The 25,135-nt window shown below is 38.9% G+C and carries 21 protein-coding genes and 1 other RNA gene; 5 read left to right on the forward strand and 17 right to left on the reverse strand.

All coding sequences use genetic code 11. From position 1 onward, the window contains the following. A partial coding sequence (locus AC1DYB_RS25765; RefSeq protein ID WP_477439211.1) for a sugar phosphate nucleotidyltransferase occupies positions 1-197 on the reverse strand: 197 nt, incomplete at its 3' end. A 236-nt stretch (positions 198-433) separates the two neighbouring features. Here AC1DYB_RS25765 and recQ point away from each other — a divergent pair. Further along, on the forward strand, positions 434-2,626 hold the full coding sequence (gene recQ, locus AC1DYB_RS25770) for a DNA helicase RecQ (protein ID WP_477439451.1): 2,193 nt from the start codon (positions 434-436) through the stop codon (positions 2,624-2,626). Positions 2,627-2,731: 105 nt separating this feature from the next. Here recQ and AC1DYB_RS25775 read toward each other — a convergent pair whose 3' ends face one another. The 3 genes from AC1DYB_RS25775 to AC1DYB_RS25785 form a co-directional block, all read right to left on the reverse strand. Beyond that, complete coding sequence (locus AC1DYB_RS25775) at positions 2,732-3,394, reverse strand: carbohydrate-binding protein (RefSeq protein ID WP_477439213.1); 663 nt, start codon at positions 3,392-3,394, stop codon at positions 2,732-2,734. A gap of 109 nt (positions 3,395-3,503) precedes the next feature. Further along, entirely contained in the window at positions 3,504-5,405 is a 1,902-nt protein-coding gene (locus AC1DYB_RS25780; RefSeq protein ID WP_477439215.1) for an OmpA family protein, read from the reverse strand. A 41-nt stretch (positions 5,406-5,446) separates the two neighbouring features. Beyond that, a complete protein-coding gene (locus AC1DYB_RS25785; protein ID WP_477439218.1) occupies positions 5,447-6,070 on the reverse strand; it encodes a 7-carboxy-7-deazaguanine synthase QueE in 624 nt (207 codons plus the stop codon). 201 nt (positions 6,071-6,271) lie between these two features. On the opposite strand from AC1DYB_RS25785, the gene AC1DYB_RS25790 reads away from it, so the two are divergent. Beyond that, positions 6,272-7,036 carry a hypothetical protein gene (locus AC1DYB_RS25790; RefSeq protein WP_477439220.1) on the forward strand — a complete coding sequence of 255 codons (765 nt, stop codon included), beginning with the start codon at positions 6,272-6,274 and terminating at the stop codon, positions 7,034-7,036. A 3-nt stretch (positions 7,037-7,039) separates the two neighbouring features. Continuing rightward, on the forward strand, positions 7,040-7,378 hold the full coding sequence (locus AC1DYB_RS25795; RefSeq protein WP_477439222.1) for a Rieske (2Fe-2S) protein: 339 nt from the start codon (positions 7,040-7,042) through the stop codon (positions 7,376-7,378). Between the two features lie 194 nt (positions 7,379-7,572). On the opposite strand, the gene AC1DYB_RS25800 is transcribed toward AC1DYB_RS25795, so the two are convergent. Together AC1DYB_RS25800 and lepA are read right to left on the reverse strand one after the other, a co-directional pair. Further along, complete coding sequence (locus tag AC1DYB_RS25800; RefSeq protein WP_477439224.1) at positions 7,573-8,454, reverse strand: bifunctional 5,10-methylenetetrahydrofolate dehydrogenase/5,10-methenyltetrahydrofolate cyclohydrolase; 882 nt, start codon at positions 8,452-8,454, stop codon at positions 7,573-7,575. A gap of 102 nt (positions 8,455-8,556) precedes the next feature. Further along, positions 8,557-10,344 (reverse strand): translation elongation factor 4, encoded by a 1,788-nt coding sequence (lepA, locus tag AC1DYB_RS25805; protein ID WP_477399242.1) that lies wholly within the window; start codon positions 10,342-10,344, stop codon positions 8,557-8,559. 87 nt (positions 10,345-10,431) lie between these two features. Between lepA and AC1DYB_RS25810 the strand changes: the two genes are divergently transcribed. Next, complete coding sequence (locus AC1DYB_RS25810; protein WP_477439226.1) at positions 10,432-11,301, forward strand: fructosamine kinase family protein; 870 nt, start codon at positions 10,432-10,434, stop codon at positions 11,299-11,301. Between the two features lie 5 nt (positions 11,302-11,306). On the opposite strand, the gene AC1DYB_RS25815 is transcribed toward AC1DYB_RS25810, so the two are convergent. The 8 genes from AC1DYB_RS25815 to AC1DYB_RS25850 form a co-directional block, all read right to left on the reverse strand. Then, the gene (locus AC1DYB_RS25815; protein WP_477439228.1) at positions 11,307-12,971 is read right to left on the reverse strand and encodes a hypothetical protein; all 1,665 of its coding nucleotides are present in this window, start codon (positions 12,969-12,971) and stop codon (positions 11,307-11,309) included. A 324-nt stretch (positions 12,972-13,295) separates the two neighbouring features. Then, positions 13,296-13,757: a lipocalin family protein gene (locus AC1DYB_RS25820; protein ID WP_477439230.1), complete on the reverse strand. Its 462-nt coding sequence runs from the start codon at positions 13,755-13,757 to the stop codon at positions 13,296-13,298. 97 nt (positions 13,758-13,854) lie between these two features. Then, the gene (locus AC1DYB_RS25825; protein WP_477439232.1) at positions 13,855-15,234 is read right to left on the reverse strand and encodes a sigma-54-dependent transcriptional regulator; all 1,380 of its coding nucleotides are present in this window, start codon (positions 15,232-15,234) and stop codon (positions 13,855-13,857) included. Between the two features lie 123 nt (positions 15,235-15,357). Beyond that, an RNA gene (gene rnpB, locus AC1DYB_RS25830) (RNase P RNA component class A) lies at positions 15,358-15,751 on the reverse strand. A gap of 137 nt (positions 15,752-15,888) precedes the next feature. Beyond that, positions 15,889-16,305, reverse strand: a complete 417-nt coding sequence (locus AC1DYB_RS25835) for a c-type cytochrome (protein ID WP_477439235.1) — start codon at positions 16,303-16,305, stop codon at positions 15,889-15,891. After that, positions 16,302-16,946 carry an SCO family protein gene (locus tag AC1DYB_RS25840; protein ID WP_477439237.1) on the reverse strand — a complete coding sequence of 215 codons (645 nt, stop codon included), beginning with the start codon at positions 16,944-16,946 and terminating at the stop codon, positions 16,302-16,304. Before AC1DYB_RS25840 ends, AC1DYB_RS25835 begins: the two co-directional genes overlap by 4 nt. Then, positions 16,946-17,353: a hypothetical protein gene (locus AC1DYB_RS25845; protein WP_477439239.1), complete on the reverse strand. Its 408-nt coding sequence runs from the start codon at positions 17,351-17,353 to the stop codon at positions 16,946-16,948. Before AC1DYB_RS25845 ends, AC1DYB_RS25840 begins: the two co-directional genes overlap by 1 nt. A 52-nt stretch (positions 17,354-17,405) precedes the next feature. Continuing rightward, positions 17,406-17,873 carry a DinB family protein gene (locus tag AC1DYB_RS25850; protein ID WP_477439241.1) on the reverse strand — a complete coding sequence of 156 codons (468 nt, stop codon included), beginning with the start codon at positions 17,871-17,873 and terminating at the stop codon, positions 17,406-17,408. 324 nt (positions 17,874-18,197) lie between these two features. Here AC1DYB_RS25850 and AC1DYB_RS25855 point away from each other — a divergent pair, with 324 nt between their 5' ends. Beyond that, positions 18,198-19,601: a GH1 family beta-glucosidase gene (locus tag AC1DYB_RS25855; RefSeq protein ID WP_477439243.1), complete on the forward strand. Its 1,404-nt coding sequence runs from the start codon at positions 18,198-18,200 to the stop codon at positions 19,599-19,601. Here the strand turns inward: AC1DYB_RS25855 and AC1DYB_RS25860 are convergent. From AC1DYB_RS25860 to AC1DYB_RS25870, 3 genes are all read right to left on the reverse strand, one after another. Beyond that, positions 19,573-21,540: an ATP-binding protein gene (locus AC1DYB_RS25860; RefSeq protein WP_477439245.1), complete on the reverse strand. Its 1,968-nt coding sequence runs from the start codon at positions 21,538-21,540 to the stop codon at positions 19,573-19,575. The two genes, AC1DYB_RS25855 and AC1DYB_RS25860, sit on opposite strands and share 29 nt — an antisense overlap. A 193-nt stretch (positions 21,541-21,733) precedes the next feature. Further along, positions 21,734-23,785 carry an ATP-binding protein gene (locus tag AC1DYB_RS25865; protein WP_477439247.1) on the reverse strand — a complete coding sequence of 684 codons (2,052 nt, stop codon included), beginning with the start codon at positions 23,783-23,785 and terminating at the stop codon, positions 21,734-21,736. Between the two features lie 166 nt (positions 23,786-23,951). Continuing rightward, entirely contained in the window at positions 23,952-25,133 is a 1,182-nt protein-coding gene (locus AC1DYB_RS25870; protein ID WP_477391870.1) for an acyl-CoA dehydrogenase family protein, read from the reverse strand. Positions 25,134-25,135: the final 2 nt, after the last annotated feature.

Raw genomic sequence — 25,135 nt, forward strand, 5'->3', positions numbered from 1 at the left:
GTATAGTTTTCATTGGTTACAATGTAAATATTTTCTTTGGGGCACACTTTCAGGAAGCGTTCGTAGGTGTTTTGTATTAAAGTTTTACCGGTTCCCAGGATATCTATAAACTGTTTGGGGTGTGAAGTACGACTTATCGGCCAAAAACGGCTGCCTATTCCGCCTGCCATAATGATGGCATAGTAGTTTTTGTTCATGTGTAATTTTAAGAATTATTATTTGGTTTAGCCACCGCAAAAATGTACAATAATCTGATAATTATATATTAATTGAAACTAAATAATTATATAACATTTAAATACGTGAAGTAAACAAATTGTTTTTCATTTAATAATCATATTAGTATAAAATTTAAAAGTAAATCAATCGTTTATTGAGAAAAATTTGTTACTTTAAACTTTTAAATTGGACTTTAAGATTATTTAAGATAATGATAGAAACTAAGAAGTCGCTATTTGATAACCTCCAGAATTTTTTCGGATTTGACAACTTTAAAGGGGAGCAGGAAGCGATCATAACTAACATTCTGGCAGGCAATGATACCTTCGTGATTATGCCTACAGGTGGTGGTAAATCCATGTGTTACCAATTGCCGGCTTTAATGAGCGACGGCACCGCGATAGTAATTTCACCACTGATCGCGCTGATGAAAAATCAAGTAGATCAATTAAGAGCCTTTGGTGGCTCAGATAGTATAGCTCATTTTTTAAATTCATCACTTACTAAGGCAGACATAGGAAGGGTTAAGGAAGACGTTTTGGCCGGAAAAACCAAACTATTATACGTAGCCCCTGAGTCATTAACCAAGCAGGAAAATATTGATTTTTTACGCCTTAACCAGGTATCATTTGTAGCGGTGGATGAAGCACATTGTATCTCTGAGTGGGGTCACGATTTCAGACCGGAATACCGCAAAATTCGCCAGGTGATCAGCAATATTGGCGATAATATACCAATCATAGCATTAACAGCGACGGCAACGCCAAAGGTTCAGCAGGATATTCAGAAAAACCTGCAGATGAACAACGCAACTATCTACAAATCTTCATTTAACCGCTCAAACCTATTTTACGAAGTACGTGCCAAGCGTAATGTAATCAAAGAGATCGTAAAGTTTGTAAAACAAAATCAAGGTAAATCGGGAATTATTTATTGCCTGAGCCGTAAAAAGGTAGAGGAAGTGGCCGAGGCGCTAAGCCTTAACGGAGTAAAAGCTTTGCCATATCATGCAGGTTTAGACCCGAAGGTACGTGCCGATACTCAGGACAAATTCCTGATGGAGGATGTTGACGTTATTGTAGCAACCATTGCCTTTGGAATGGGTATTGATAAACCAGATGTACGTTATGTAATTCACCATGATGTGCCTAAGAGCATGGAAGGTTATTACCAGGAAACTGGGAGGGCCGGTCGTGACGGGGGTGAAGGTGTTTGTGTGGCTTTTTATTCTGAAAAGGATATTGATAAACTTCAGAAATTCATGAAGGATAAACCTGTTGCCGAACGCGAGATTGGTACACAGATTTTAAAAGAAGTAATTGACTATTGCGAATCCTCGGTGTGTCGCCGTAAACAATTGCTGCATTATTTTGGCGAGAATTTTAATGAGGCAGGTTGTAATAATATGTGCGACAACTGCTCTGGCCACAAAGAGCATTTTGACGGAGAAGAGCATTTGCATAAGGCACTTAGCCTTATTAAGCATATAGGGGAGAAATTTGACGATACCTACATCATTAGTATATTAATGGCTGAGGAGAACGCGCAAATAAAGAACTATGAGCACGACCTGCTTGATTATTATGGTTCTGGAAAAGAGCAGGGGAAAAATCTCTGGAATTCCCTGTTAAGGCAAGCGTTATTGAACAATTATCTTTCAAAAGATATTGACCAATATGGTTTGCTTAGATTAACCAAGTTGGGTAATTCCTTTATTGAGAACCCGCACAGCATTCGCTTTGTGATGAACCACATCATAGAAGGCACTGATGACGATGATGACGCTGACGGGCCTAAACAGGGTGGTGGCGCATTAGATACCCAGTTGCTGCAAATGCTAAAAGATTTGCGTAAAAAGCTGGCCAAACAAAAAGGCTTGCCACCGTTCGTAATCTTTCAGGATCCATCCTTAGAAGAAATGTGTACGCATTACCCCATCAATACCGAGGAGTTGAAACAAATCTCGGGAGTGGGTGCGGGTAAAGCGCTTAAGTTTGGTAAACCATTTACAGATCTGATTCAGAAATATGTTGAAGATAATGATATCGACCGTCCGGTTGATATGGTGATCAAGAGCGCAGCTAATAAATCGGCACTTAAGGTTTTCATTATTCAGAATATTGACCGTCATTTAAACCTTGATGATATAGCTGCCTCAAAAGGACTCACCTATGAGGAGATCCTTAAGGAAGTAGAAACTATTGTTAACTCCGGAACAAAGCTTAACCTCAATTATTATATTGATGAGGTAATGGATGAGGATAAACAGGAAGAAGTATTTGATTATTTCCGCACAGCTGAAGCTGACTCTATTGACGATGCACTTGCTGAATTAGGAAATGACGACTATACACGTGAAGAAGTACAATTAATGAGGATTAAATTCCTATCAGAAATGGGAAATTAAATTCAATAATTCTCAACCATCTCTTCATTACGAGATACCAAACAATACCCAGCTTACAGAAAAGTAAGTTGGGTATTGTTTTATCCGGCCTTTCTGATCAAGATCCTACTTTCCAACTTTCCCAAAATCCAGGTAATCCAGGTTCATATTACCGTTTGAAACTATATGCAGTGTTAATACGTGTGTGCCTTTTTTAAGGTTTATAGTGCCAATTGATTCAGAAGCGTTCCAATGGTGCCATTGGCGCCAGGCAATGGTATCCTGATCATTGTGAGTTGACGTGATTTTCATTGGCCCTGTGGCGTCTTTACCATCTACATCAACAGATATAGCACCATCACCGTTAGCAGTATATAAAACACCAATAGGGTAAGTTCCTGATTTATTTACTTTAACTGTATAATTTATCCATTCACCTGGTTGCGTCCATCCCACATAAAATTTATTCATGTCGCGACTCACTCTATTGTATGGATTGTCATCAATATGGTCATGGGCTTTAGTATATGAAATATCAACCCCTTCCTTCATCCTAAACTCGTTTAAAAATGTTCCGTTTGCCGGATTGAGTTTGCCGCTGCCATTGTTAGTACTATCGGTATCATGATATGCAATACCCTCGCCACCGGTATTGTAAAATTCGCACTCTAATCTTCCGGGTAATTCCTGCATTTTGTTTTGCCATGGTTTGCCGGTGTTGGCAGTTTTGAATATAAAGGCGCAGCAAAACAGGGCAATGCACGTAAGAGATAATAAAATGATTTTCATGTTTAGGGTTATAATTGGTATAACTAAGGTAAACACTTAATCAGTCAGTATGATATCGAAATGCAAAAAAAGTCACATCACAAAGTATGTTGTTATAGAATAAAGTTTTCTATTTCACAATTATCATAAACTCAGTTCGCCTGTTTTTCGCTTTTTCTTCGTCGGTAGTATTTGGCGCTATAGGTTGTGTTTTGCCATAGCCTTTATAAACCAACCGGGCAGCGGCAATACCGTTAGTTACCAGGTATTCATATACCGACCGGGCTCTGTTCTCTGATAAGGTTTGATTAAACTGATCGGCCCCTGCATTGTCTGTATGTCCCGATATTTCAATGTGAACAGTTGGATTTACATTCAAGAACTCAATCAATTTAGATAATTCGGCTTTTGATTCGTCTCTGATGTCGAATTTATTGGTGTCAAAAAAGATGTTCTTTAATATTACTTTATTGCCAACCTCAATTGGCGATAATAAGGCCTTGATATGAAAAGGTTTCTGCTCTTTATACCCTATAAGCGAAAAGTTTTCGGAGTAAAACAGGTAGCCGCTCTTAGATATATTTAAGCCATAATTTTTGCCCGAAGTGATGGTTGCCAGGAAATCACCTTCATCTTTATTGCTGTAGTCCTGGTAAACAGGAAGGTTACTTTGCAAATCAATAATTTCAACAGCTGCTTCCAGCGGTTCTTTTGTTTTGGCATCATATACGTTTCCTTTTACATAGGTCACAATGTGTGGCCTTAAGTTTGCCGGCAACTCAAACGTGTAAATGTCATACCCGCCATAGCCATTCAGGTTGTCTGATGCAAAAAAGGCGTAATTACCGTAGGCTGTAAGTGTAAGCCCATTCTCATCTCCATTGGTGTTAATAGGATAGCCCAGGTTTTCTGGCTTTTGCCATTTGCCATCTTTACCCAAACGGCTTACAAAAAGGTCCTTATTGCCTAATCCCGGCCAGCCATTTGAACCAAAATAAAGTGTACTATCATCTGGGTGAATAAATGGCGATTGCTCATTATAAGCTGTGTTTATATTTGGCCCCAGATTTTCCGGTTCGCCCCAGCCTTTATCGGTAAGGTTTGATTTCCAAATATCATATCCTCCATATCCTCCTTTTTTATTACTCACAAAATAAAGTGTACGCCCATCGGCACTTATCGATGGCTGTGATTCCCATCCTGAAGTATTTATCGGAGCACTTAGATCGAAAGGTTTGCCCCAATCGTCACCTTTTTTTTGAGCGATATAGATATCACAGCGACCACGACCATCCGGGCGGTTACAGCCGGTGAAGAATAAAAATTTACCATCCTGCGATATGGATTGTGCTCCTTCGTTGTATTGTGGCGTGTTAATTTGATCGCTAAGGTAAGTAGCGGTATCCCACTTGCTATTAACTTTTAAGCTTTTATAAAAATCTTCGTTGTTGTTAATCTTCCGGGTAAATATCAGCATGCTTTCATCGGCTGTAGCAACTGGTAAATATTCATCATTGGCAGTGTTAATATTAGGGCCCATATTAACTGGTTTAAACGGCACAGGGTGTTGTATGGCCTGTATGCTGAACTTTGCATCCGCTAATAATTTTTGTGCGAATGCGATATTTTGTGGCGTAAGATCAGGATAGGTAAGGTATTTTTCAATGTGCTGCTGCGCCTGGGGATATTTAGCTTCGTAAATTTCTGTTTCACCTATTTTGAGGTAAACAGACCTGTTAAAATCAGGGTTTAGCTCTATAACCTTAAGATACCGTTCTATAGCTTGTTTATACAAGTGCCTCATGCGCAGAACATCCCCTAATTGAGCATGAGCTTCAATGAACCTGGAATCTTCCCCAATAGCTTTTTTTAGATTTTCAATCGCTTCATCGTAGGAGTGATCATCCAGATTTTGATTGGCTACCGCAAAATACTTTATAGCATCACTGTTTTTAGTAGAGTACTGGCGCTGCTGAGACCAAACAGTAACAGAGAGGAAAAATAACAGGACAGAGACGATTATAATTCTCATCAGTTTTGATACGGTAGTTTTATAACGGGAAGTTACAAATATTACGGTATATTCAAATACTTATGCGTTTGCAGCGATATTTCCCATTGCGGATTGTTCATTACATAATCAACTATCAATGGGATCATCTCTTTCGATTTTGACCATTCGGGTTGTAAATACAACTTACAATCAGGTGAAACCATTTTGGCATGGTATTCTGCCCATTCAAAATCTGATTTATTGAATACGATTACCTTTAATTCGTGGGCATTTTCGGCAACGTGAGGCATGGGAGCTTTGAATTTTTTTGGAGAGAGACAGATCCAATCCCAATCACCAGATAGGGGATAGGCACCGGAAGTTTCGATAAATGTTTTTATACCATGATCATGCAATCGACTGGTTAAATAATCAAGATTATATATCAGCGGTTCGCCCCCGGTAACTACAACCGCTTTTGAAGGATGTTTAGCGGCGTTGGCCACTATCAGATCTGACGCGGTAAGTGGATGCAGTTCAGCATCCCAGCTTTCTTTTACATCGCACCAGTGGCAACCCACATCACACCCGCCCAGGCGTATGAAATATGCAGCTTTACCCGTGTTATACCCTTCGCCCTGTATAGTGTAAAATTCTTCCATTAAAGGAAGTAAAGTGCCATCGTCTGGAATTTGGTGTGCCATAATATTTTGCAAAAGTACCTAAATAAGCCGAAAGCATGAAGCTGAATGGTAAACACAACGTAAAACATTTAAACACATTGTTGTTTTTTATATCCTTTTTGGTAATAATTTATTTTAAGTACTTGTAAGTGTGCGAATAATAGCTTTTGAATTGTAAATTAGCCTGATGAAACCTTAACTAATTAAAAAACCTTTAGCGCCATGAAAAAACTTTACTTCCCTATTATTTTTTTGGCTATGTTATGTTTAAGCTCCTGTGTTGATATTGAGGAGCATTATAACTTTAAAAGCGATGGCAGTTGTGTTGTGGCATACGGGTTTGATATGAGCAAAGCCGTTTCGGTATTAGTAAATCTTGTGTCCGATTCGGTAAAGGAAACGCCGCAGTTTAGTTTGGTTAAGGATACAACGCTAAATTTTTACAGTGCTATGCCCGATAGCACCCAACAAAGAATGAGCGCGGCAGAGATTGAACTTGCCAAAAGCAGCGATCTGACGGTAAATATGAACCTGAAAAAGAGCATCATGAAAGTGGCAATTAATCATACCGCTAAAAACGCTGCCGACCTTAAATATTATCTTCAAAATGTATCGAAGATTGCGCTTAATAGCCAGATAAGTGCTTTTTCAAACAATCCTAAAACAAATAAAGCACTTGATGCCAAGCAAATGGTAGCTGGCCAGGATTATTACTCATACGATATTACCCCGCATAAATTTTACCGTATAGTTGATAAAGCCAAATTCAACGCCTTTTTAAAGAAGACGCAATCAACCTTTATGATGGCCAAAGCTATGCTCATAGATATGCCATATAAAGTGATACTCAAATTTGCGAAGCCGATAAAAAAGCTTAATAACTCCAAAGCAGTACTCTCCGCCGATAGGCGAAGCGTCACACTGGTTACAAATATGGATGAGGTAATTAAAAACCCGTCGGTTATGAATTTGAAGATTGATTTTTAATAAATGAATTGGCATAAAATCCCCAACATAAAAAATACAGACAAACCATTTATTAAAAAAGTAAAGGCCGGCAGAAAAAGCATTTGCCTTGTTGGTTTTGAGGGTGAAATATATGCAATAGCGGCTACTTGTCCGCATGCTGGCTTTGATCTGAGCGAAGGGTTATGTGTTAAAGGGAAAATTGTTTGTCCTTATCATCGTTACACCTATAATTTGGCTACCGGTAAGGGAGGGGAAGGGCAAAATGATTTTGTAGAGACTTATCAGGTTGATATCAGGGATGATGATCTTTATGTGGGTGTAAGCTCGGTTTGGAATAAAGTGATGCAAGCATTTAGATAAGGTGAGTGGTCTGTTTCGCACCTACTCATGACCTTTTTGCAAAAAAAATGTGTCATCCTGGAACGCAGTGAAGGATTTCTTAGCCCTGTAAAGTCTGCGAATAGATCCTTCACTGCGTTCAGGATGACAAATCTTTTAAAAGATCATTTCCCGTCTATTATCTCCTGTATTTTACTGCTCGTAAGGACTATTTATTAGCTATATACCTCTTTATTTGCCGAAGCCAAAGTATTCTTTAACAACCCAATAATCGTCATTAAGCCAACGCCACCAGGTACAGGGGTTATCCATGAAGCTTTTGGGGCTACATTTTCAAAGTCGACGTCACCGTAAAGCTTAAAACCCGATTTGGTTAGGGTTGATGTTTCGCGGTTCATTCCTACATCAATTACCACTACGCCATCTTTTACCATATCGGCAGTAATAAAATTCTTTTTACCGATAGCAACAATCAGGATGTCAGCGTTAAGGGTAAATTTTTTAATATCAGGTGTACGGCTGTGGCAAATGGTAACCGTACAGTTGCCTGGGGTTGTATTACGGGCCATTAAGATGCTCATAGGTGAGCCAACAATATTACTACGGCCAACTACCACGCAATGTTTACCAACGGTATCAATACCGTATTCTTTCAACATCAGCGTAATTCCATAAGGAGTAGCGGGTATAAATGACGGAAGATTGCGTTGCATACGCCCCAAATTTACGGGGTGAAAACCATCCACATCTTTACGGTGATCAATACGTTCAGTTACTTTCTCCGGATCGATATGTTTAGGCAAGGGCAGTTGCACAATAATACCGTCTATGTCGGCATCTGCATTCAATTCTTCTACTTTTTTAAGCAGCTCCTCTTCGGTAACGGTATCCTCAAAGCGTACAAGGGTTGATTTAAAACCCACTTTTTCGCAATTTTTGATCTTGCTGGCCACATACGTTTCACTGCCACCATCATGGCCAACCAAAACCGCCACCAAATGAGGCTGCCTGCCGGTTTCTTCTAATATTTTAGCTGCAGCTTCAGCTATTTCAACCTTAAGTTTTTCTGATACGTATTTTCCGTCGAGTAATTGCATAAGTAAGAGTCAAGAGTCAAGAACCAGGAATCAAGAGTTCGGATAAATCAGAATTGATTTTTTGTCTTAATTCTTGATTCTTGACTCTTGATTCCCCTATAACTAATCTAGTTTCAAAACCGCCATGAATGCCGATTGTGGTATCTCTACGTTACCAACCTGGCGCATGCGTTTTTTACCTTTTTTCTGTTTTTCCAATAGTTTACGCTTACGTGAAATATCACCACCATAACATTTGGCGGTAACATCTTTACGCAAGGCTTTCACCGTTTCGCGGGCGATAATTTTAGCGCCTATTGAAGCTTGTATAATAATCTCAAATTGCTGACGGGGTATAAGCTCCTTCAGTTTTTCACAGATCTTTTTACCGAAATCATAAGAATTCCCCCTGAATATCAAGGATGATAAAGCATCAACCGGTTCGGCATTTAAACGAATATCTAAGCGTACCAGGTCTGATTGGCGATAACCTATCTGGTGATAATCAAATGAGGCATATCCTTTTGAAATAGTTTTGAGCTTATCATAAAAATCAAATACGATTTCGCCCATAGGCAATTCAAATACCAGTTCCACACGATCAGAAGTCAGGTACGACTGGTTAATGATGGAACCGCGTTTTTGGATACAAAGTGACATTACTGGCCCAACATAGTCAGATTTGGTAATGATGGTCGCTTTAATATATGGCTCCTCAACAAAATCAATTTTGCTTGGATCTGGTAAATCCGACGGGTTGTTTACAATTATAGGTTCGCCCTTTGTAGTATGGGCAACGTATGATACGTTGGGAACGGTAGTAATAACCGTCATGTTAAACTCGCGTTCAAGACGCTCCTGGATAATCTCCATATGAAGCATACCCAAAAATCCGCAACGGAAACCAAAACCTAATGCCGCTGATGACTCGGGTTCAAAAACCAGCGAAGCATCATTAAGCTGCAATTTGGCCATCGACTCGCGCAGTTCTTCATACTCATCAGTATCAACCGGGTAAATACCGGCAAATACCATTGGCTTTACCTCTTCAAAACCTTGTATTCCACTTTCGCACGGGCGATCAACGCGGGTAATTGTATCACCTACTTTAACCTCTCTGGCTTCTTTAATACCAGATATTATATAACCTACGTCGCCCGTTTTAATTACATCCCGGGGCGATTGTTTTAGTTTTAATGTACCTACCTCATCAGCAATATATTGCTTTTCGGTAGCAAAGAATTTCACCTTATCATTCTTACGAATCTCGCCGTTAACCACTTTAAAGTAAGCAACAATACCACGGAACGAGTTATAAACCGAATCAAAGATAAGTGCCTGTAAAGGAGCTTCCGGATCGCCAACAGGGGCGGGTACCCGTTCAACAATGGCTCGCAGAATTTCATGTACGCCCATACCGGTTTTCCCGGATGCTGCCAGAATGTCTTCGCGTTTGCAACCTATCAATTCAACAATCTGGTCTTTAACTTCTTCGGGCATAGCGCCGGGCAAATCCATCTTGTTTAACACAGGAATGATCTCCAAATCGTTTTCTAATGCCAGGTATAGGTTGGATATAGTTTGCGCCTGGATACCTTGTGCGGCATCAACAATAAGTAGAGCGCCTTCACAAGCTGCTATTGAGCGCGAAACTTCGTAAGAAAAATCTACGTGTCCTGGTGTATCTATCAGGTTGAGGATATATTTCTGTCCGTCAAGTTCATAATCCATTTGTATGGCATGACTTTTTATGGTGATACCACGCTCACGTTCCAGATCCATATCGTCAAGCAATTGCGCCTGCGATTCGCGTTGGGTTATAGTGTTAGTGTATTCTAATAACCTATCGGCAAGTGTACTCTTGCCGTGGTCGATATGTGCTATGATACAAAAATTACGAATATGCTCCATTGAACCGCAAAAATAACTTTTTAAACCGATAATTGTATAACGCTAATAAATTAACTATAGGGTTTATAAATTAATCGTTTAAATATAATGTCTGTCGCTAAAAAAATAATCCATGATATTGAAGTTAAACTTGATGTTATTATCTCAAAAGTTATACCGGTTAGCGGCGGAAATATCAACAAAGTTTATCGCCTGCAAACATCATCAACGAATAGTTTTCTTTTAAAAGTTAACAGTTTATGTGAATATCCGGGCATGTTTAAATTTGAGCAGGAAGGTTTAGCCATCATTCAGTCAACCCAAACCATTGCTGTGCCTAATGTATTACTTCATGGTGAAACGGAAGATGAGAGTTATTTAGTGATGCAGTGGATAGAACCAGGCCAATACACACGTAAAGCATCACAAAAATTGGGCGAACAGCTGGCTCAAATGCATCGGCACACATCGGCGTCTTTTGGTTTTACTGTCGATAATTATATGGGATCGATAGTTCAAAGCAATAAGTTACATTCTACCTGGAATAGTTTTTTTATTGAGGAGCGACTTAAACCCATGATAAAAATTGCTCTTAAAAAAAACGCATTAAGTAGTAATGATATCCTCATGTTTGAAAAATTATTTCAACAACTTCCTGAACTTTTTGATGAAGAGCCACCGGCTTTAGTTCATGGCGATCTTTGGAGTGGCAATTATTTAATTGATACAAATGAGGTTCCTTACCTAATTGATCCGGCGGTTAGCTACAGCAACCGGGAGTTTGATATCGCAATGACCACGCTGTTCGGCGGTTTTGATTCGTCCTTTTACAAGGCATATCATAGTAATTTTCAATTACAGGCAGGGTGGAAGCAGAGGCTCAATCTCTGGAACCTGTATCCCTTATTACTACATGTTAACCTTTTTGGCGGCAGCTATATTAACCAGGTACGTTATAACTTATCGATATTTTTTTAACCCCTCTACGGTGTTACGCCTTCCACAAAAACAGGGGTTTCGGTTGCTTTAATAGTTATCTTACCCGCAACTGTATTAACCGTACTTAGTATTGCTTCAGTTGATCCCGCTTTTAATGTGTAGATATTAGCTCTGGGTGTACCCAGATCAAGTATATAGGTTGCGGTCCGTTGTTTTTGATCGGGTACGGTTAATATGTACATTTGTTTAGATCCCGAAATATATTTATCCACCAGCGGATCGGCATTAATGGTCGACCGGTAGGTATACGTGCCCATCAATTTATTGGCTTGTAGTATATAATCAGCAGCTGGCCTCCGTTTTCCATCTTCCGCAAGGCCAGAAGTAGCATATTGCGCATTTGCATTTGGGGTATCATCAAATAGCTGGTAGTAAAATACTCTTTTAATTCCAAGCCTGATGTATAGTAATGAGGATCTTAATATCCAGTCGGCCTGTGTTTCTAAAACTGATTTATTGCCAATTACTATGGCTTTTTGGTAACTACCCTGGTTAATGTCGTAACCAGATTCGGTTACCCAAACTTCCAGGGGCCTTTTTAGTGAATAAGCAAGTTTAACAAAAGAACCCGCAATGGAACCAGCCATTGAAAGCTCCGGAGCTACACCTGTTTTAGCACTTGTATGAGTTAAAATATTACCATCATTATTGTAAAAGTGATAGTTTATTACATCAAAACATAAATTAATGCTGCCATCTGTATTATATCCCCGGTTTGTTTTACACCATTCTATAATCCTTTTTACAAAATCAACACTACAGGTAGCCAGACCACCTATTACTACCTGCATGCCTGGGTCGGCTGTTTTTACGCCTACGTTATTGCCCAGCCTGCCTTTATCTCCATCGTAAAAAGCAGAAAGATTGGCTGCGTATTCTTCAGGAGTTTGCTGAGTTGCCGGGCCTTTCCACCATTTATCCCATTCATTGCCACATTCAATATATTTTATCAAACCCAAACCGATCTTCACAACATTTGGAGGGTCATTAGTCCATCTGGGGATAGCGTTAACTTTTACCAATTGAGGAGTAACTGCTGCATTATAACCATACCTTGCGGCAAACTGAAAAGCTGTCCGCCCCTGGTCAATATAAGATGCAGGATCGCTTTTGTCACGGCCATAGGGAACAGGTACATTTTCGTTATCCTGCATATTTGTTGGGTAGGTGCTTACAAGCCATGTGGGGCAGTTTTTCATGTCGGCCAAAACCATAATGCCTTCTTGTTTGCATCGGGTGTAAATAAGATCATAATCCCAACTGCCATTGTTGGTAGGGTTATAGGTATAATCGCCTTTAGTGTTCTCCAGTTTATTCCAGTTCATATAATGCCTTACCGCACCAAATGACTTAATTACAGACATATTGGCTTCGTAAATAGTGCTATTGAGGTTTGGACTTGCCGGGTTTTGAAGAAAATTCCATTCATAGGCATTTATGCCAAACATATTTTTCAAAGGAGTAGGATTGGCAAGCGCAGCACTATCAAGCGCGGCATGACTAACCGTTGTAGTATCATTACTACCGGTTGTATTGGATTTTACTTTATCTGGCCGGCAGTTATTAAAAAATATACCGGTAATTACTACAGCGGTAAGGAATTTAAAATGATAAAGCATATTCATCTTCTTGGTTGATTTTAAGCTCATACGCTTTACGATATTATAAACAATTTTAGCAGGGAGTCAATTAAAATCAGACTGGGTGTTATATACGACTTATAAAAACCTATGATTATCATTGGACGATGAATTGATCCTGAACTGACATTAGTTGAAGAGCAGGCTTAATGGGGTTGCGTTGTTTTACGTTGGCAAGCTTTGTTAAGTTTCACAGGTACTTGTTGAGAGGATACTTTCAAAATTCAAAGCCGATTGTACAATTGATGTATTTTGTAAATAACAATACGCTGTAAAACTAAAGCCGAATGCAAACCTACAGCTTTAGTTAAATGATTAACAACAAATAATATATTATTTCACCTTCACGTACGTTTCAATAATTTCGTGATCAATTTTCAGGCTGTCAATTTTTTCAATTCCACGTTGAATCAACGTGTCATTTATAAATTGTACAGTAAACTTAAAATCCCTGTTTTCCCATTCGCGGGCATCACAATAGGCTAAATGTTCCTGATAATTATTTCCAGACAAGGTATAAGTGCCACTACCTGAACTGTAAACTGGTTTAGCGGTTTTACCATGCAGCAGATCATGAGTGAAGAATGCGAAATTGGTACCATTAAATATTTTAACCATTTCCTCGTCTTTAGACGGGGTGGTTACAAGTGTATCTCCTTTAGTGATGCTTTTACTTGATACCAAGTGCCAGGTACCAATCAGTGGCTGATCGACATTTAAAATTTGTTTGGTATCTTTTGAGGTGCATGATGATATGATAAATGCACAGATTAACGCTAAATAAATGATTTTCATAATTATGATATGGTTTGCACAATATTAACCATTTTGTTGTAACAAAAAAAGCGATCTGCATTGCTGCAGATCGCCCGTAAAAGAATTTGTCTAATATTTATTCTCCTCTTTTTAAACCGAACTTTTCTATTTTGCTATATAGGTGACTACGTTGAATGTCAATATCATCAGCGGTTTTTGAAACATTCCAGTTGTTTTTTTCCAACTTGAATTTGATGTACTCCCGTTCAGCAAAATCCTTGTACTCCTGAAAATTATTAAACTGATCGAAATCTGTTTGTGGAGCCGGAGCGCCGGCTGCTACAGCTGTGGCTGGTGAAGATGGGTTTGCAAATGCCCGCACATCATTATCAGTTATGGTTTTATCGCTCAAAATAATTAAACGCTCAACCATATTTCTTAACTCGCGGATGTTACCTGTCCATGGTAAAGCTTTAAGGGCTTCCAGCGCGGCGTCAGAGATCTTTTTAACAGGCATGCCATATTCATTGCAAATCTCATCTAAAAAGCTTTGGGTAAGCAAACTTATATCATCCTTACGATCAGCCAATGGCGGTACGTGGATCAATATAACACTTAACCGGTGGTAAAGGTCCATACGGAAATTACCGGCTTCTATTTCTTTAAGGAGATCTTTATTTGTTGCAGCTACTACGCGTACATCTACATCAATCTCTTTTTCGCCACCTACGCGGGTAATTTTGCTCTCCTGTAAAGCACGTAATACTTTGGCTTGTGCTGATTGGCTCATATCACCAATTTCATCCAGGAAGAGGGTACCACCGTTTGCAGATTCGAACTTTCCAATACGTTGCTTTATTGCCGAAGTAAAAGAACCTTTCTCATGTCCAAACAATTCGCTTTCAATCAACTCCGACGGGATAGCCGCGCAATTAACCTCTATTATAGGAGCATTTGAGCGGTTTGATTTTTCATGCAGCCAACGTGCTACCAGCTCTTTACCGCTCCCGTTTGCACCGGTAACAAGTACGCGGGCATCAGTAGGAGCCACACGATCAATTGTTTCCTTTATTTTGAGGATGGCTTGTGAGTTACCTAATATGGGACGTACTTTGGATACTTTACGTTTTAATACTTTGGCCTCAACAACCAGACTTCCCCTGTCAAGCGCGTTGCGAACAGTGATCAGCAGGCGATTAAGATCTGGTGGTTTAGATATAAAATCAAACGCTCCCTTTTTGCTGGCTTCAACGGCTGTTTCGACAGTTCCATGGCCGCTTATCATAATGAAAGGCAGATCGGGCTTAATGGCCAAACCTTCTGTTAAAACCTCCATACCATCCATGCGATTCATTTTGATATCGCAAAGTACAAGGTCAAAATCCTTTTTTTCAATTAGTTGTAAACCATCAACACCGTTATCTACGTCTTCAACTTCGTAATCCTCATATTCCAGGATCTCGCGCAATGTGCTGCGAATTGCCCGTTCATCATCTATAATTAAAATTTTTGCCATGTTTTATGTATGTAATAGGTAGTAAAGTTCTTAGTGCTAATATATAAGATTTGTATAGAAAAATAAACACTTTTGCTACTAACAAAAATAACCCCTTCCTGTTTTCAGGAAAGGGTTATATTAATCAGCAGCAAATCTGTAAGCCGGGTTCTGTATTGCCCCGAAAGGCAACTTCTATCATTAATCTGGCCCTGCCATTGCTGACAGGTTTAAACAACCTACCCATCCTAACGTTCCTCCGCCGTAGGCAGAGAACACGGGAGCGAGCAACTCCGCTTTCAGGACCTATTTGGTTTTTCAACTCCTGAGGTTTACCGTCATCTCCGGTCGCCCGGTTATGCCGTGAGCTCTTACCTCACGTTTTCACCCTTACCCCAATCAAGATCGGGGCGGTATTATTTCTGTGGCACTTTGCTGTCGCCGGCTGCCGGCGCCTTCCCGTTAGGAAGCAGGATGCTCTATGTTGCCCGGACTTTCCTCCGCTAAACAAGTTAGCAGCGATAGAACGTTTTGCAGACGTAAAGGTAGGTATTTTCTTTGTTATTGTTTTGTTTGGGTCTTAATGGTGCGAAGCAGGAGCTTATATGTTCTGAAAAGATCGGGCTATTAGGTTATTTATTCTCCCGCAACTGGCAACCCGAACCACGATCCCGATCAAGGACATTTTTCCAAATCATTCTGAACTGTTTGCAGGTCAATGGTCGCCATTTTATTACCAAACGAGTTGGTAACATAAGTAAGCACTTTTGCAATTTCAATCGGGCTGATGTTATCAACAGGCATCTCACCCTCAAACTCGCGGCCGTTTATGGTGATTTTACCTTTAAGGCCATTTTTAATAAAACAGGCCAACAATGTTTTATTATTCTTAAGATAAGAAGAATCATTAAGTGGCGGAATAAGCCCCTGAAGGCCTTCGCCATTTTTACCGTGGCAGTTTTGGCAATGAGTTTGATAAATGGCGCTCCCGCCAGAGTAATATCGATAAAATTCTACCTGCTCATCACTCTGACAAGAAACAATCAAAACGGTCAAAAGAAAAAGTATTCCTATTATCAGCTTTGATTTCATTTTGTAACAACCTGATCTGACTCGGCCTTTAGAATTTTAATATCTGCAATTAATTTATCTACTTCTTTGGGGTCGGTGCCTTCATAAGTACCACGGATCCGTTTTTGTTTATCTATCAGTATAAAAAAACCGTCATGGATAAATTGGCCCGCGGGATTTTTTTCCTGTACAGATTGCAGGTAGCTTTTGGCAATATTATAAGTGTCACCTTTATTGCCATGTAACAACCACCAGCTATTTCCGGTTATGCCCATTTTGTCGGCATAACGTTTTAATACTGGTATGGTATCATATTTAGGATCGATGGTGTGTGATATAATCCTAAAGTTTTCATCGTCCTTAAACTCCTTATATACGTTAAGCATATTGCGGTGCATTACCGGGCAAATAGATGGGCAGGTGGTAAAGAAAAAGTCGGCGACATATATTTTACCATCAAGATTTTTAGCCGTTATTGTATCCGCATATTGGTTAACAAACTTAAAATCGGGTATGGTTGCATATGCAGTGTCAGTAACCGTTTTACCATTTACCGTTTTTGTAACCGCTTCACGATTACCTAAAATAGGCAACTTAGTTTGTTTTGATCCGCAAGCATTCAAAAGCGCTATCATTATAACGCCAAATAGCATTTTATACATTATTTTTTATGTTGACTGAGGTATTTATCGGATTCGCTTATCGCAACGTTTATTTGAGAATCTATCGCTATAATTTTCTTTTTTTGGTCACCCAGGTAATCAATTATTTCCTGGTGCGATTTTCCCTTGTTTTCAACATCAAACTTATGCATCCAATCGCTCATGGCGCTATCAGCATTATTAATGGACACCAATAAATCGGAACCCGGCCATTTAACATTAGCAACCGCCTCGTGTTTAAGCAGCGAATCAAGCAGCATTTTATTTTTCATTAGGTGTTCATCGTTGGCCATCACTTTATCATGCACCGCAATAACGCTATCCAAAAGCGATTTTTCCTGCTTGTGGGTATCGGCGCAACCAAATAGAATTGTAGCAGTTAAAATAGCACCAATATATTTTTTCATATTTTAAGCTTGTTTAATACAAAGGCAAATATTGCAAATAAACACGTTAATGCTAATTATTTAATTGCCTTAAGTAATAACTATAATCAGTAATAGGTAAAGTTTCAACACCCGCAAGTTTTAGTTGCTGCCCGGCCTGTGCTCTTGTATGGGTACCATGGTTTACTACGTGTGTTAAAATATCACCAATAGAGGTTTGGTAACTATCACCCAAAGAGTTCTGATAACTAATTAATTTATCAAAATCGGGCTCCTTCATTTGGTTTAAAAACGCCATCCATTCTTCATGGTATTCATTAATTAGCCGTGCACAATGTGCCGTTGTAAAATCGATAGGCCATAATTTAACCGGGTAGGGTTCGATACCGTTAATCCTGTCTATCCAGATGCGTTGGGCAGATAGCAGGTGAGCCATCAGCTGCAGGGGCCGATGCGCCGCGTGTGTTTCAATTATTGCTTTCAGCAGCGCTTTATTAGCAAACTGATCATAATTGAACATTTTGATATAGTGATTTTTCATGGAGACACTAATTTCATGAATTAAAACGAATTCTACCAATTATTTGATAATCCTGATTTGTAAAAATCAGTCACCTTTTCAGAATTTATTTCACTTAATGATTTGATAATATAGCTTTTACAATTAAATCACATCATCATTATATCTTTAATTAAATAAAAAACAGCAATATGAAAATCTTCAGCATTTTTTCAAACCTAATTGGCGGTTTACGCGAATGGATGATGTTAAGGAGTGTAAAATCATCTTTTATACATTAATATTACATTTTATATCCTGTATTCGTAAATATTATCGCAATTTTGGACCCTTGTTGTCCATTTAATGAAATCCACTCATCAGCACATATCTCTGAACAGAGAATTTTTTGGCCCCGATTTCGCGTGGGGGGTGTCAACTGCTGCCTTTCAGATAGAGGGCGCCCATGATACCGACGGTAAGGGTGAATCTGTGTGGGATAATTTTACTACAAAAAAAGGCAAGATTTTAAATGCCGATCATGCTCAAACTTCATGCGATTTTTATAACCGGTATGAAGAAGATATTGATCTTATCCAGCAACTTCATATTCCAAATTTTCGTTTCTCGATATCCTGGGCCCGTTTGCTCCCTGATGGTACCGGGCAAATAAATCAAGCTGGCATTGATTATTACAATCGGGTTATAGATTATTGCCTTGAAAAGGGAGTAGAACCCTGGCTTACCATTTATCATTGGGATATTCCACACGCGCTTGAGCAAAAAGGTGGATGGACAAACCGTGAAGTTGTTAATTGGTTTAGCGAGTTTGTGGCCCTTTGTGCAAATAGCTTTGGCGACCGGGTGAAAAACTGGATGGTAATGAACGAACCGATGGTTTTTACAGGTGCTGGCTATTTTTTTGGTATACATGCGCCGGGACGCACCGGAATGAAGAATTTTTTGCCAGCTATACATCATGTAGTTTTGAGTATTGCAGCAGGTGGAAAAATTTTGCGCAGGTTGTTACCAGATGCTCAAATTGGTAATACTTTCTCTTGTTCATTAATAGAACCATTAACTGATAAACCAAGAGATGTTTCGGCCGCTGTAAGGACTGATGCTTTAATAAACCGCTTGTTTATAGAACCGCTTTTAGGCATGGGTTATCCGGTAAAAGATCTGCCTATATTAAAAAACCTGCAAAAATATATCTTGCCCGGTGATGAGGACAACATGCAATTTGATTTTGATTTCATTGGTGTTCAGAATTATACACGAGAAATAGTTAAGTATTCATTTTTTACCCCGTACATAAGTGCCCGCATAGTTAAGGCCGAAAATCGTAAGGTGGAATTAACTGCCATGCGCTGGGAAGTGCATCCGCCGTCAATTTACCATATGATAAAGAAGTTTGATGCCTATCCCAAGGTGAAAAATATCATTATTACAGAAAATGGTTCTGCTTTTCCTGATGAGGTAACTGATGACGAAGTGCATGATCCTAAACGGGTGCAATATTTAAAGGATTACCTTGGCCAGGTATTAAAGGCTAAGAATGAGGGTAGCAATGTTAATGGCTACTTTGTTTGGACATTGACCGATAACTTTGAATGGGCCGAAGGGTACCACCCGCGTTTTGGTTTAATTCATGTTGACCATACAACTCAGAAACGTACTATAAAATCATCTGGAAAGTGGTTTGCTGATTTTTTAAAAAAAACAGGGAAACAAAAAGAACTTACTTTGGAAGCGAAAAGTAAAATGTAGTGCCATTTTCGATATCGCTCTCAAACCAGATACGGCCATTGTGTTTCTCAATTATCTGCTGACAAATAGATAAACCCAATCCGAATGATTTTTCACCCTCAGTTCCGGGGCGTTTGGCATCAGTAAACATATTGAAAACCTGGGCTTTTAATTTATCGGGGATGCCTATTCCCTGGTCTTTAACTTCAATCCGAACTTCTTTCTTAAATTCTTTGGCCTTGACTATAATTGTTGCACCGGCCTGACTAAATTTTATAGCATTACTTATAAGGTTACTTACCACCCTCCATATTTTTTCCCTGTTTATCATCAGTTCGAGTGGTAAATCGAGCAACTCCAGTTTTATTTCCTGATTTTTTTCGGCGGCTTTAAAGCGTAGTAATTCCACACTGTTACTAAGTAGTCCATTTATTTCTACTTGTTCCTTAACCAACCGGGCCGAGGAGGTGTTTGTTGCCTCTAATATTTCATTGATCAGTTCCAGCGAGTTAAAGGATGTTTCTTTGATGAGGTTAAGCATTTCCTTTTGCTCTGTGTTATAGTTATCCTCAATCATAACTGTAGTTAAAGATGCTATACCACCAATGGGGTTACGCAAATCATGCGCTACTGTGCGTAATATCCTGTCTTTTTCCTGGCTGTTTTGTTTAAGTTCATCAAGGGCATTTTCCAGATGATAGTTTTGGTCGTTTATCTGATAGTTCAATCCTCCTAATGTTTCAATGTTCTTTTTAGATTTTTGCCAGTTTAAGAATACCAGCGAGATGATCATCAACAACATCACCGCAAAAACTACTGTCACATTAAGATATATATTTTGCTGTTGGTTATTTTTTTTAAGTCTGTCAAACTCATTATCTTTTTCAAGACGCTTAATCTGTTCAGCTATATCGGCTTCCTTAAGTAATTTGTTTTTTTGGTTAATGGAATCTTTTAAGGCATCATACTGAATAAAGTATTTCATAGCCGTATCGTGCATCTTTTTCTTTTCATAAACCCCCGATATAAGGTAACTCCATTCAGCTTTGGCCCAGTCATCGTTTAAATGCAATACACCAAACTGCCGGTTAATCACGTTTAAAATATTTATTAGTGAATCATTTTGATTTTGCTCCTCATATAAATGAGCAAGCTTCAATTCGGCAAATTGAGCATCCTGATTATCATTACCTTTTCGCAAATTTATATCGATACTCTTTTTAAGAAGCACCTTCGCCAGATCGTAGTTTTTAAGGCTTATATACTCATTTGCCTGGTTGCCATAAACCACACCACGGGCGGCATCCAATAATTGTGGCCTATTTTTAAATTGACTTTGAAATTTGTCGATGTATTTCAACGTTTTATCAAAAAAATAAAGAGCGCTATCGGTCATGTTTACCTTACTGTAACTTAAACCGGTATTATTCAATAATTCCTGCCGGCGATAAAACGAAACAAAGTTTAAAGCACACCCATTTGCTTCGTTTGAACTGTTTTTAAAATTAGCCGCCGCAATCCTAAAATTTTCCTGTTTATACATGATCATAGCCATACGATAACTATAATCGCTCAATATGCAACCATCAAGGCTATTGCTACCAATTACTTTTCCACTATAAAAGTATTGGTAAGCTTCATTGTAATCATTTTCGTCAAACAAAATATCGCCTTTGTAAAAATGTGCCTGACCGTATTCGCTGCTGTATTTAAGTTTCTTATCGGGGGTATCAAAAAGATTAAGCATACTATCGGCATAAAGCATTGCCGGTTTTCGTTCATTTTTATAGTGGTAATAATAATTATAATTAAGCCAATAGTAACCGTACGTGCGTTTCAGATCCAGCTTTTTAAAGATAAGATAAACCGAATCGAGATATTTTACTGCCGCATCCTGTTTATTATTATCATACATCAAAATAGCCCTATCATGCGCTTTGTCATAACTTGATTGTGACAAAAAGCTTTCGGTTTTTTTATTGCAGGAAAAAATTGTAATTAGAAAACAAAACAGCAATAATTTTACCGGCGTGCTGCTATATACCGCATTGTAGAATATGCTTTTGTTTACCAACATTTAAATAGATTGACAGAGGTTTAATTAGGTTTAAAAATTTTCATAAACTTATAACAAAAATCACAAAAAACAGAGTTTATAAAGTTGGCAGGCTAAAAACAGGGGATTCAAGAGGGAGGGATACATGAAAAGTTGTACCAACTTCATGCTCACTCAGGAACCATATTTTGCCATCGTGCTTATCAATTATTTGTTTACAAATGGATAGCCCTAATCCAAACGATTTTTCGCCGGCGGTGCCTACACGTTTGGCATCGGTAAACATATTGAACACCTGTTGCTTTAATTTATCCGGTATACCTATACCAGTATCCTGAACTGTAATCTCAATGCCGTCTTCATGGTTTTTTACACTTACATTTATTTCACTATCCTGGTGGCTGAATTTTATAGCATTGCTGATAAGATTGCTCATAACCCTCCATATTTTCTCGCGGTTTATAAATAGCTGTACAGAAGTGAAAGGTAAATTAAGTTTTATCGTTTGTTTTTTATCAGCTGCTTTAAATCTCAGCAACTCAACACTGTTACTTACCAATACATTAATATCAACCCATTCCTTATTAAATTGGGTAATAGCGGTGTTGGCTGCTTCTAATATCTCGTTAATGAGTTCAAGCGAATTGTAAGCAGTATCTTTGATTAGATTAATCATTTCCAGCTGCTCGGCGGTGTAATCATCATCGGCCATTACATTTGAAAGAGAGGCGATACCACCAAGCGGGTTCCTGAGATCATGTGCCACGGCCCTTAATATTCGGTCTTTTTCCTGGCTGCCCAGGTTAAGCTCATCAAGAGTATGTACCAAATGTTCTTTTTGATGATTAATCTTATCATTCAATAATTTTATCGCTATTACGTCACGCCTGGAACGCTTTAAATTTCGAAAAACCAGGAATACGATAATTACAGCCATAATTGATAACAACACGGCAACATAAATAAATATCAACTGTCGTTTGTTATAATCCTTTAAATTGTCTATTTCGTTCTGTTTATCATAGTTAGCTTGCTGGGTAGCAACATCAGTCCGCCTTAATGAATTTGCCAGCTTTAGTATAGAATCCTTTAGCGAAGAATAGGTTTTTAGATAGGGGAGTGCATGTGTATAATCTTTGTTATGATCATAGTATTTACTCATTAAGTAATTCCAGTTGGTTTCGGCTTCACTGTTTTTAATACTATCCAATTGAACACGTAAGTTTTTTAACAGTATGAAAAGATCAGCCTGCCTGTTCTGATCAAGGTATAAACGCGAAAGCTTTATCTCAGTTAACTGTGCATCTTTGTAATCATAACCTTTCTTTAAGTTAATGGCAATGCTTTTTTTAAGCATTTGTTCAGCTACAGGATAATTATGAGTAAGTAACCCAATATCGCCCATATTGCCATAAACTACTCCACGAGCTATTTCAAGCATTGGCGCCACCTTGCTGAACTTTTTATTGTTGGCATTTATATAGTTAAGTGCTTTAGCGAAATATAAGGTAGCACTATCTACCATATTCGCATTTTTATAGCTTTCACCAACATTGGCAAGTAACTCCTGTCGCTGGTAAAAAGCTTTAAAATTATTGTCATAAGCCCAACTTTGTTTATAGCTTATCTTGAAGTAGTTTGCCGCTTCAACATAATTGGCCTGCTTAAACAATACCATACCCATGCGGTAAGTGTACTCGGCCAATATCTGGTTATTTAAAAGGTTTTTACCAATAAGATATCCCTCATAATAACATTTATACGCATTGCTAAACTGAGAAAGATCAAAGTAAGCATCACCACTGGCAAAATTAGCTTCGGCATAGTTAACCAGGTATTGCTGTTTGCTTACACTTTGCTTTGCTATCATTAGCATGCTATCTGCATACAGCAATGCTTTTTTGGGGTCATGCGCTAATTTTCTCTCATAAACATAATGGTAACTAAAAAAACGAAACCTATCATTTGTTAAAGGATGGTTAAGATCCCTAAAAGAAGAATCGAGGTATTGGGTACTTAAGTAGGGTTTCTTTTTGTAAGTATAATAATTATCTATCGTATCAATTATCTTCTTAAACTTTGGTGAGTAGTTCCCTGTATCATCAGTGTTATTTGCACAGGAATGTAAAATTAATGAAATGAAAAGCACCAACCATAAAACATGCTTGTTGAAATCACACTTAATAAAATTAGAAATAAAATGGCGCAAAAACATTAACCAGTATACGATACTATATAAAGTTTAAAACTATGATAATATTACCTAATATACCACCTTTATTTTTACGTAACTGCTGCCTGATAGTTGTGCTAATTTATTTAAAGGCATCTTCGCCTGTAATATCCATCCCTGTAATTAGTAAATGAATATCATGTGTACCCTCATAAGTAATTACCGATTCTAAATTCATCATGTGCCTCATAATGGGGTATTCGCCGGTAATACCCATACCGCCCAGTATTTGCCTGGCCTCGCGGGCTATATTAATAGCGGTTTCAACACTATTGCGTTTTGCCATTGATATTTGCGCTGCGGTTGCCCTGTTTTCATTTTTAAGTATGCCCAATCGCCAAACCAGTAACTGGGCTTTGGTGATCTCGGTAATCATTTCGGCCAGCTTTTTTTGCTGTAGCTGAAAAGCTGCTATAGGTTTGCCAAATTGCACGCGCTCTTTAGCATAGCGAAGGGCCGTATCATAGCAATCCATGGCTGCGCCAAGTGCTCCCCAGGCAATACCATAGCGGGCCTGATTAAGGCAACCTAAAGGGCCTTTTAGCCCAACCACGTTTGGTAGCAGGTTTTCTTTAGGAACTTTAACATTGTCAAAAACCAATTCGCCGGTAGCCGATGCTCTTAATGACCATTTATTATGGGTTGTTGGAGTTGTAAAGCCTTCCATTCCCCGTTCTACTATTAATCCCCGCACTTTTTTTGCTTCGTCCCTAGCCCAAACAATAGCTATATCTGCAAATGGAGCGTTAGAGATCCACATTTTTGCGCCGTTCAATATATAATGATCACCGGCATCTTTAATATTGGTGGTCATGCCACCGGGGTTTGAGCCATGATCAGGCTCTGTAAGGCCAAAGCAGCCCATCATCTCGCCCGATGCCAGTTTTGGAAGATACTTTTTACGTTGTTCCTCCGACCCGTAAGCATAAATTGGATACATCACCAGCGAACCTTGCACTGACGACGCTGAACGAATTCCAGAATCGCCGCGTTCAATTTCCTGCATGATAATACCATAAGCCATATAATCAAGGCCGGCGCCGCCATATTCCACGGGGATAGTAGGGCCGAAGGCACCAATCTCGGCCAGGCCTTTTACCAACTGCATCGGGAACTCTGCCTTTTGGGCATAATCTTCAATTATTGGACTTAATTCCTTTTTTACCCAATCACGTACAGACGAGCGGATTAACTTATGCTCTTCGGTAAGCAATTCATCTAACTGGTAATAATCGGGAGATTCGTACAGATCTGTTTTAGCCATAA

Source organism: Mucilaginibacter sp. P2_A4 (assembly GCF_056405015.1).

Coding starts and splice junctions, on each gene's coding strand:
- AC1DYB_RS25870 (WP_477391870.1), bottom strand. CDS start 25,133: ATGGCTAAAACAGATCTGTACGAATCTCCCGATTATTACCAGTTAGAT.
- AC1DYB_RS25800 (WP_477439224.1), bottom strand. CDS start 8,454: ATGCAATTACTCGACGGAAAATACGTATCAGAAAAACTTAAGGTTGAA.
- AC1DYB_RS25780 (WP_477439215.1), bottom strand. CDS start 5,405: ATGAGAATTATAATCGTCTCTGTCCTGTTATTTTTCCTCTCTGTTACT.
- AC1DYB_RS25790 (WP_477439220.1), top strand. CDS start 6,272: ATGAAAAAACTTTACTTCCCTATTATTTTTTTGGCTATGTTATGTTTA.
- AC1DYB_RS25785 (WP_477439218.1), bottom strand. CDS start 6,070: ATGGCACACCAAATTCCAGACGATGGCACTTTACTTCCTTTAATGGAA.
- AC1DYB_RS25855 (WP_477439243.1), top strand. CDS start 18,198: ATGAAATCCACTCATCAGCACATATCTCTGAACAGAGAATTTTTTGGC.
- lepA (WP_477399242.1), bottom strand. CDS start 10,344: ATGGAGCATATTCGTAATTTTTGTATCATAGCACATATCGACCACGGC.
- AC1DYB_RS25775 (WP_477439213.1), bottom strand. CDS start 3,394: ATGAAAATCATTTTATTATCTCTTACGTGCATTGCCCTGTTTTGCTGC.
- AC1DYB_RS25810 (WP_477439226.1), top strand. CDS start 10,432: ATGTCTGTCGCTAAAAAAATAATCCATGATATTGAAGTTAAACTTGAT.
- AC1DYB_RS25835 (WP_477439235.1), bottom strand. CDS start 16,305: ATGAAATCAAAGCTGATAATAGGAATACTTTTTCTTTTGACCGTTTTG.
- AC1DYB_RS25850 (WP_477439241.1), bottom strand. CDS start 17,873: ATGAAAAATCACTATATCAAAATGTTCAATTATGATCAGTTTGCTAAT.
- AC1DYB_RS25825 (WP_477439232.1), bottom strand. CDS start 15,234: ATGGCAAAAATTTTAATTATAGATGATGAACGGGCAATTCGCAGCACA.
- AC1DYB_RS25815 (WP_477439228.1), bottom strand. CDS start 12,971: ATGAGCTTAAAATCAACCAAGAAGATGAATATGCTTTATCATTTTAAA.
- AC1DYB_RS25820 (WP_477439230.1), bottom strand. CDS start 13,757: ATGAAAATCATTTATTTAGCGTTAATCTGTGCATTTATCATATCATCA.
- AC1DYB_RS25840 (WP_477439237.1), bottom strand. CDS start 16,946: ATGTATAAAATGCTATTTGGCGTTATAATGATAGCGCTTTTGAATGCT.
- AC1DYB_RS25795 (WP_477439222.1), top strand. CDS start 7,040: ATGAATTGGCATAAAATCCCCAACATAAAAAATACAGACAAACCATTT.
- AC1DYB_RS25845 (WP_477439239.1), bottom strand. CDS start 17,353: ATGAAAAAATATATTGGTGCTATTTTAACTGCTACAATTCTATTTGGT.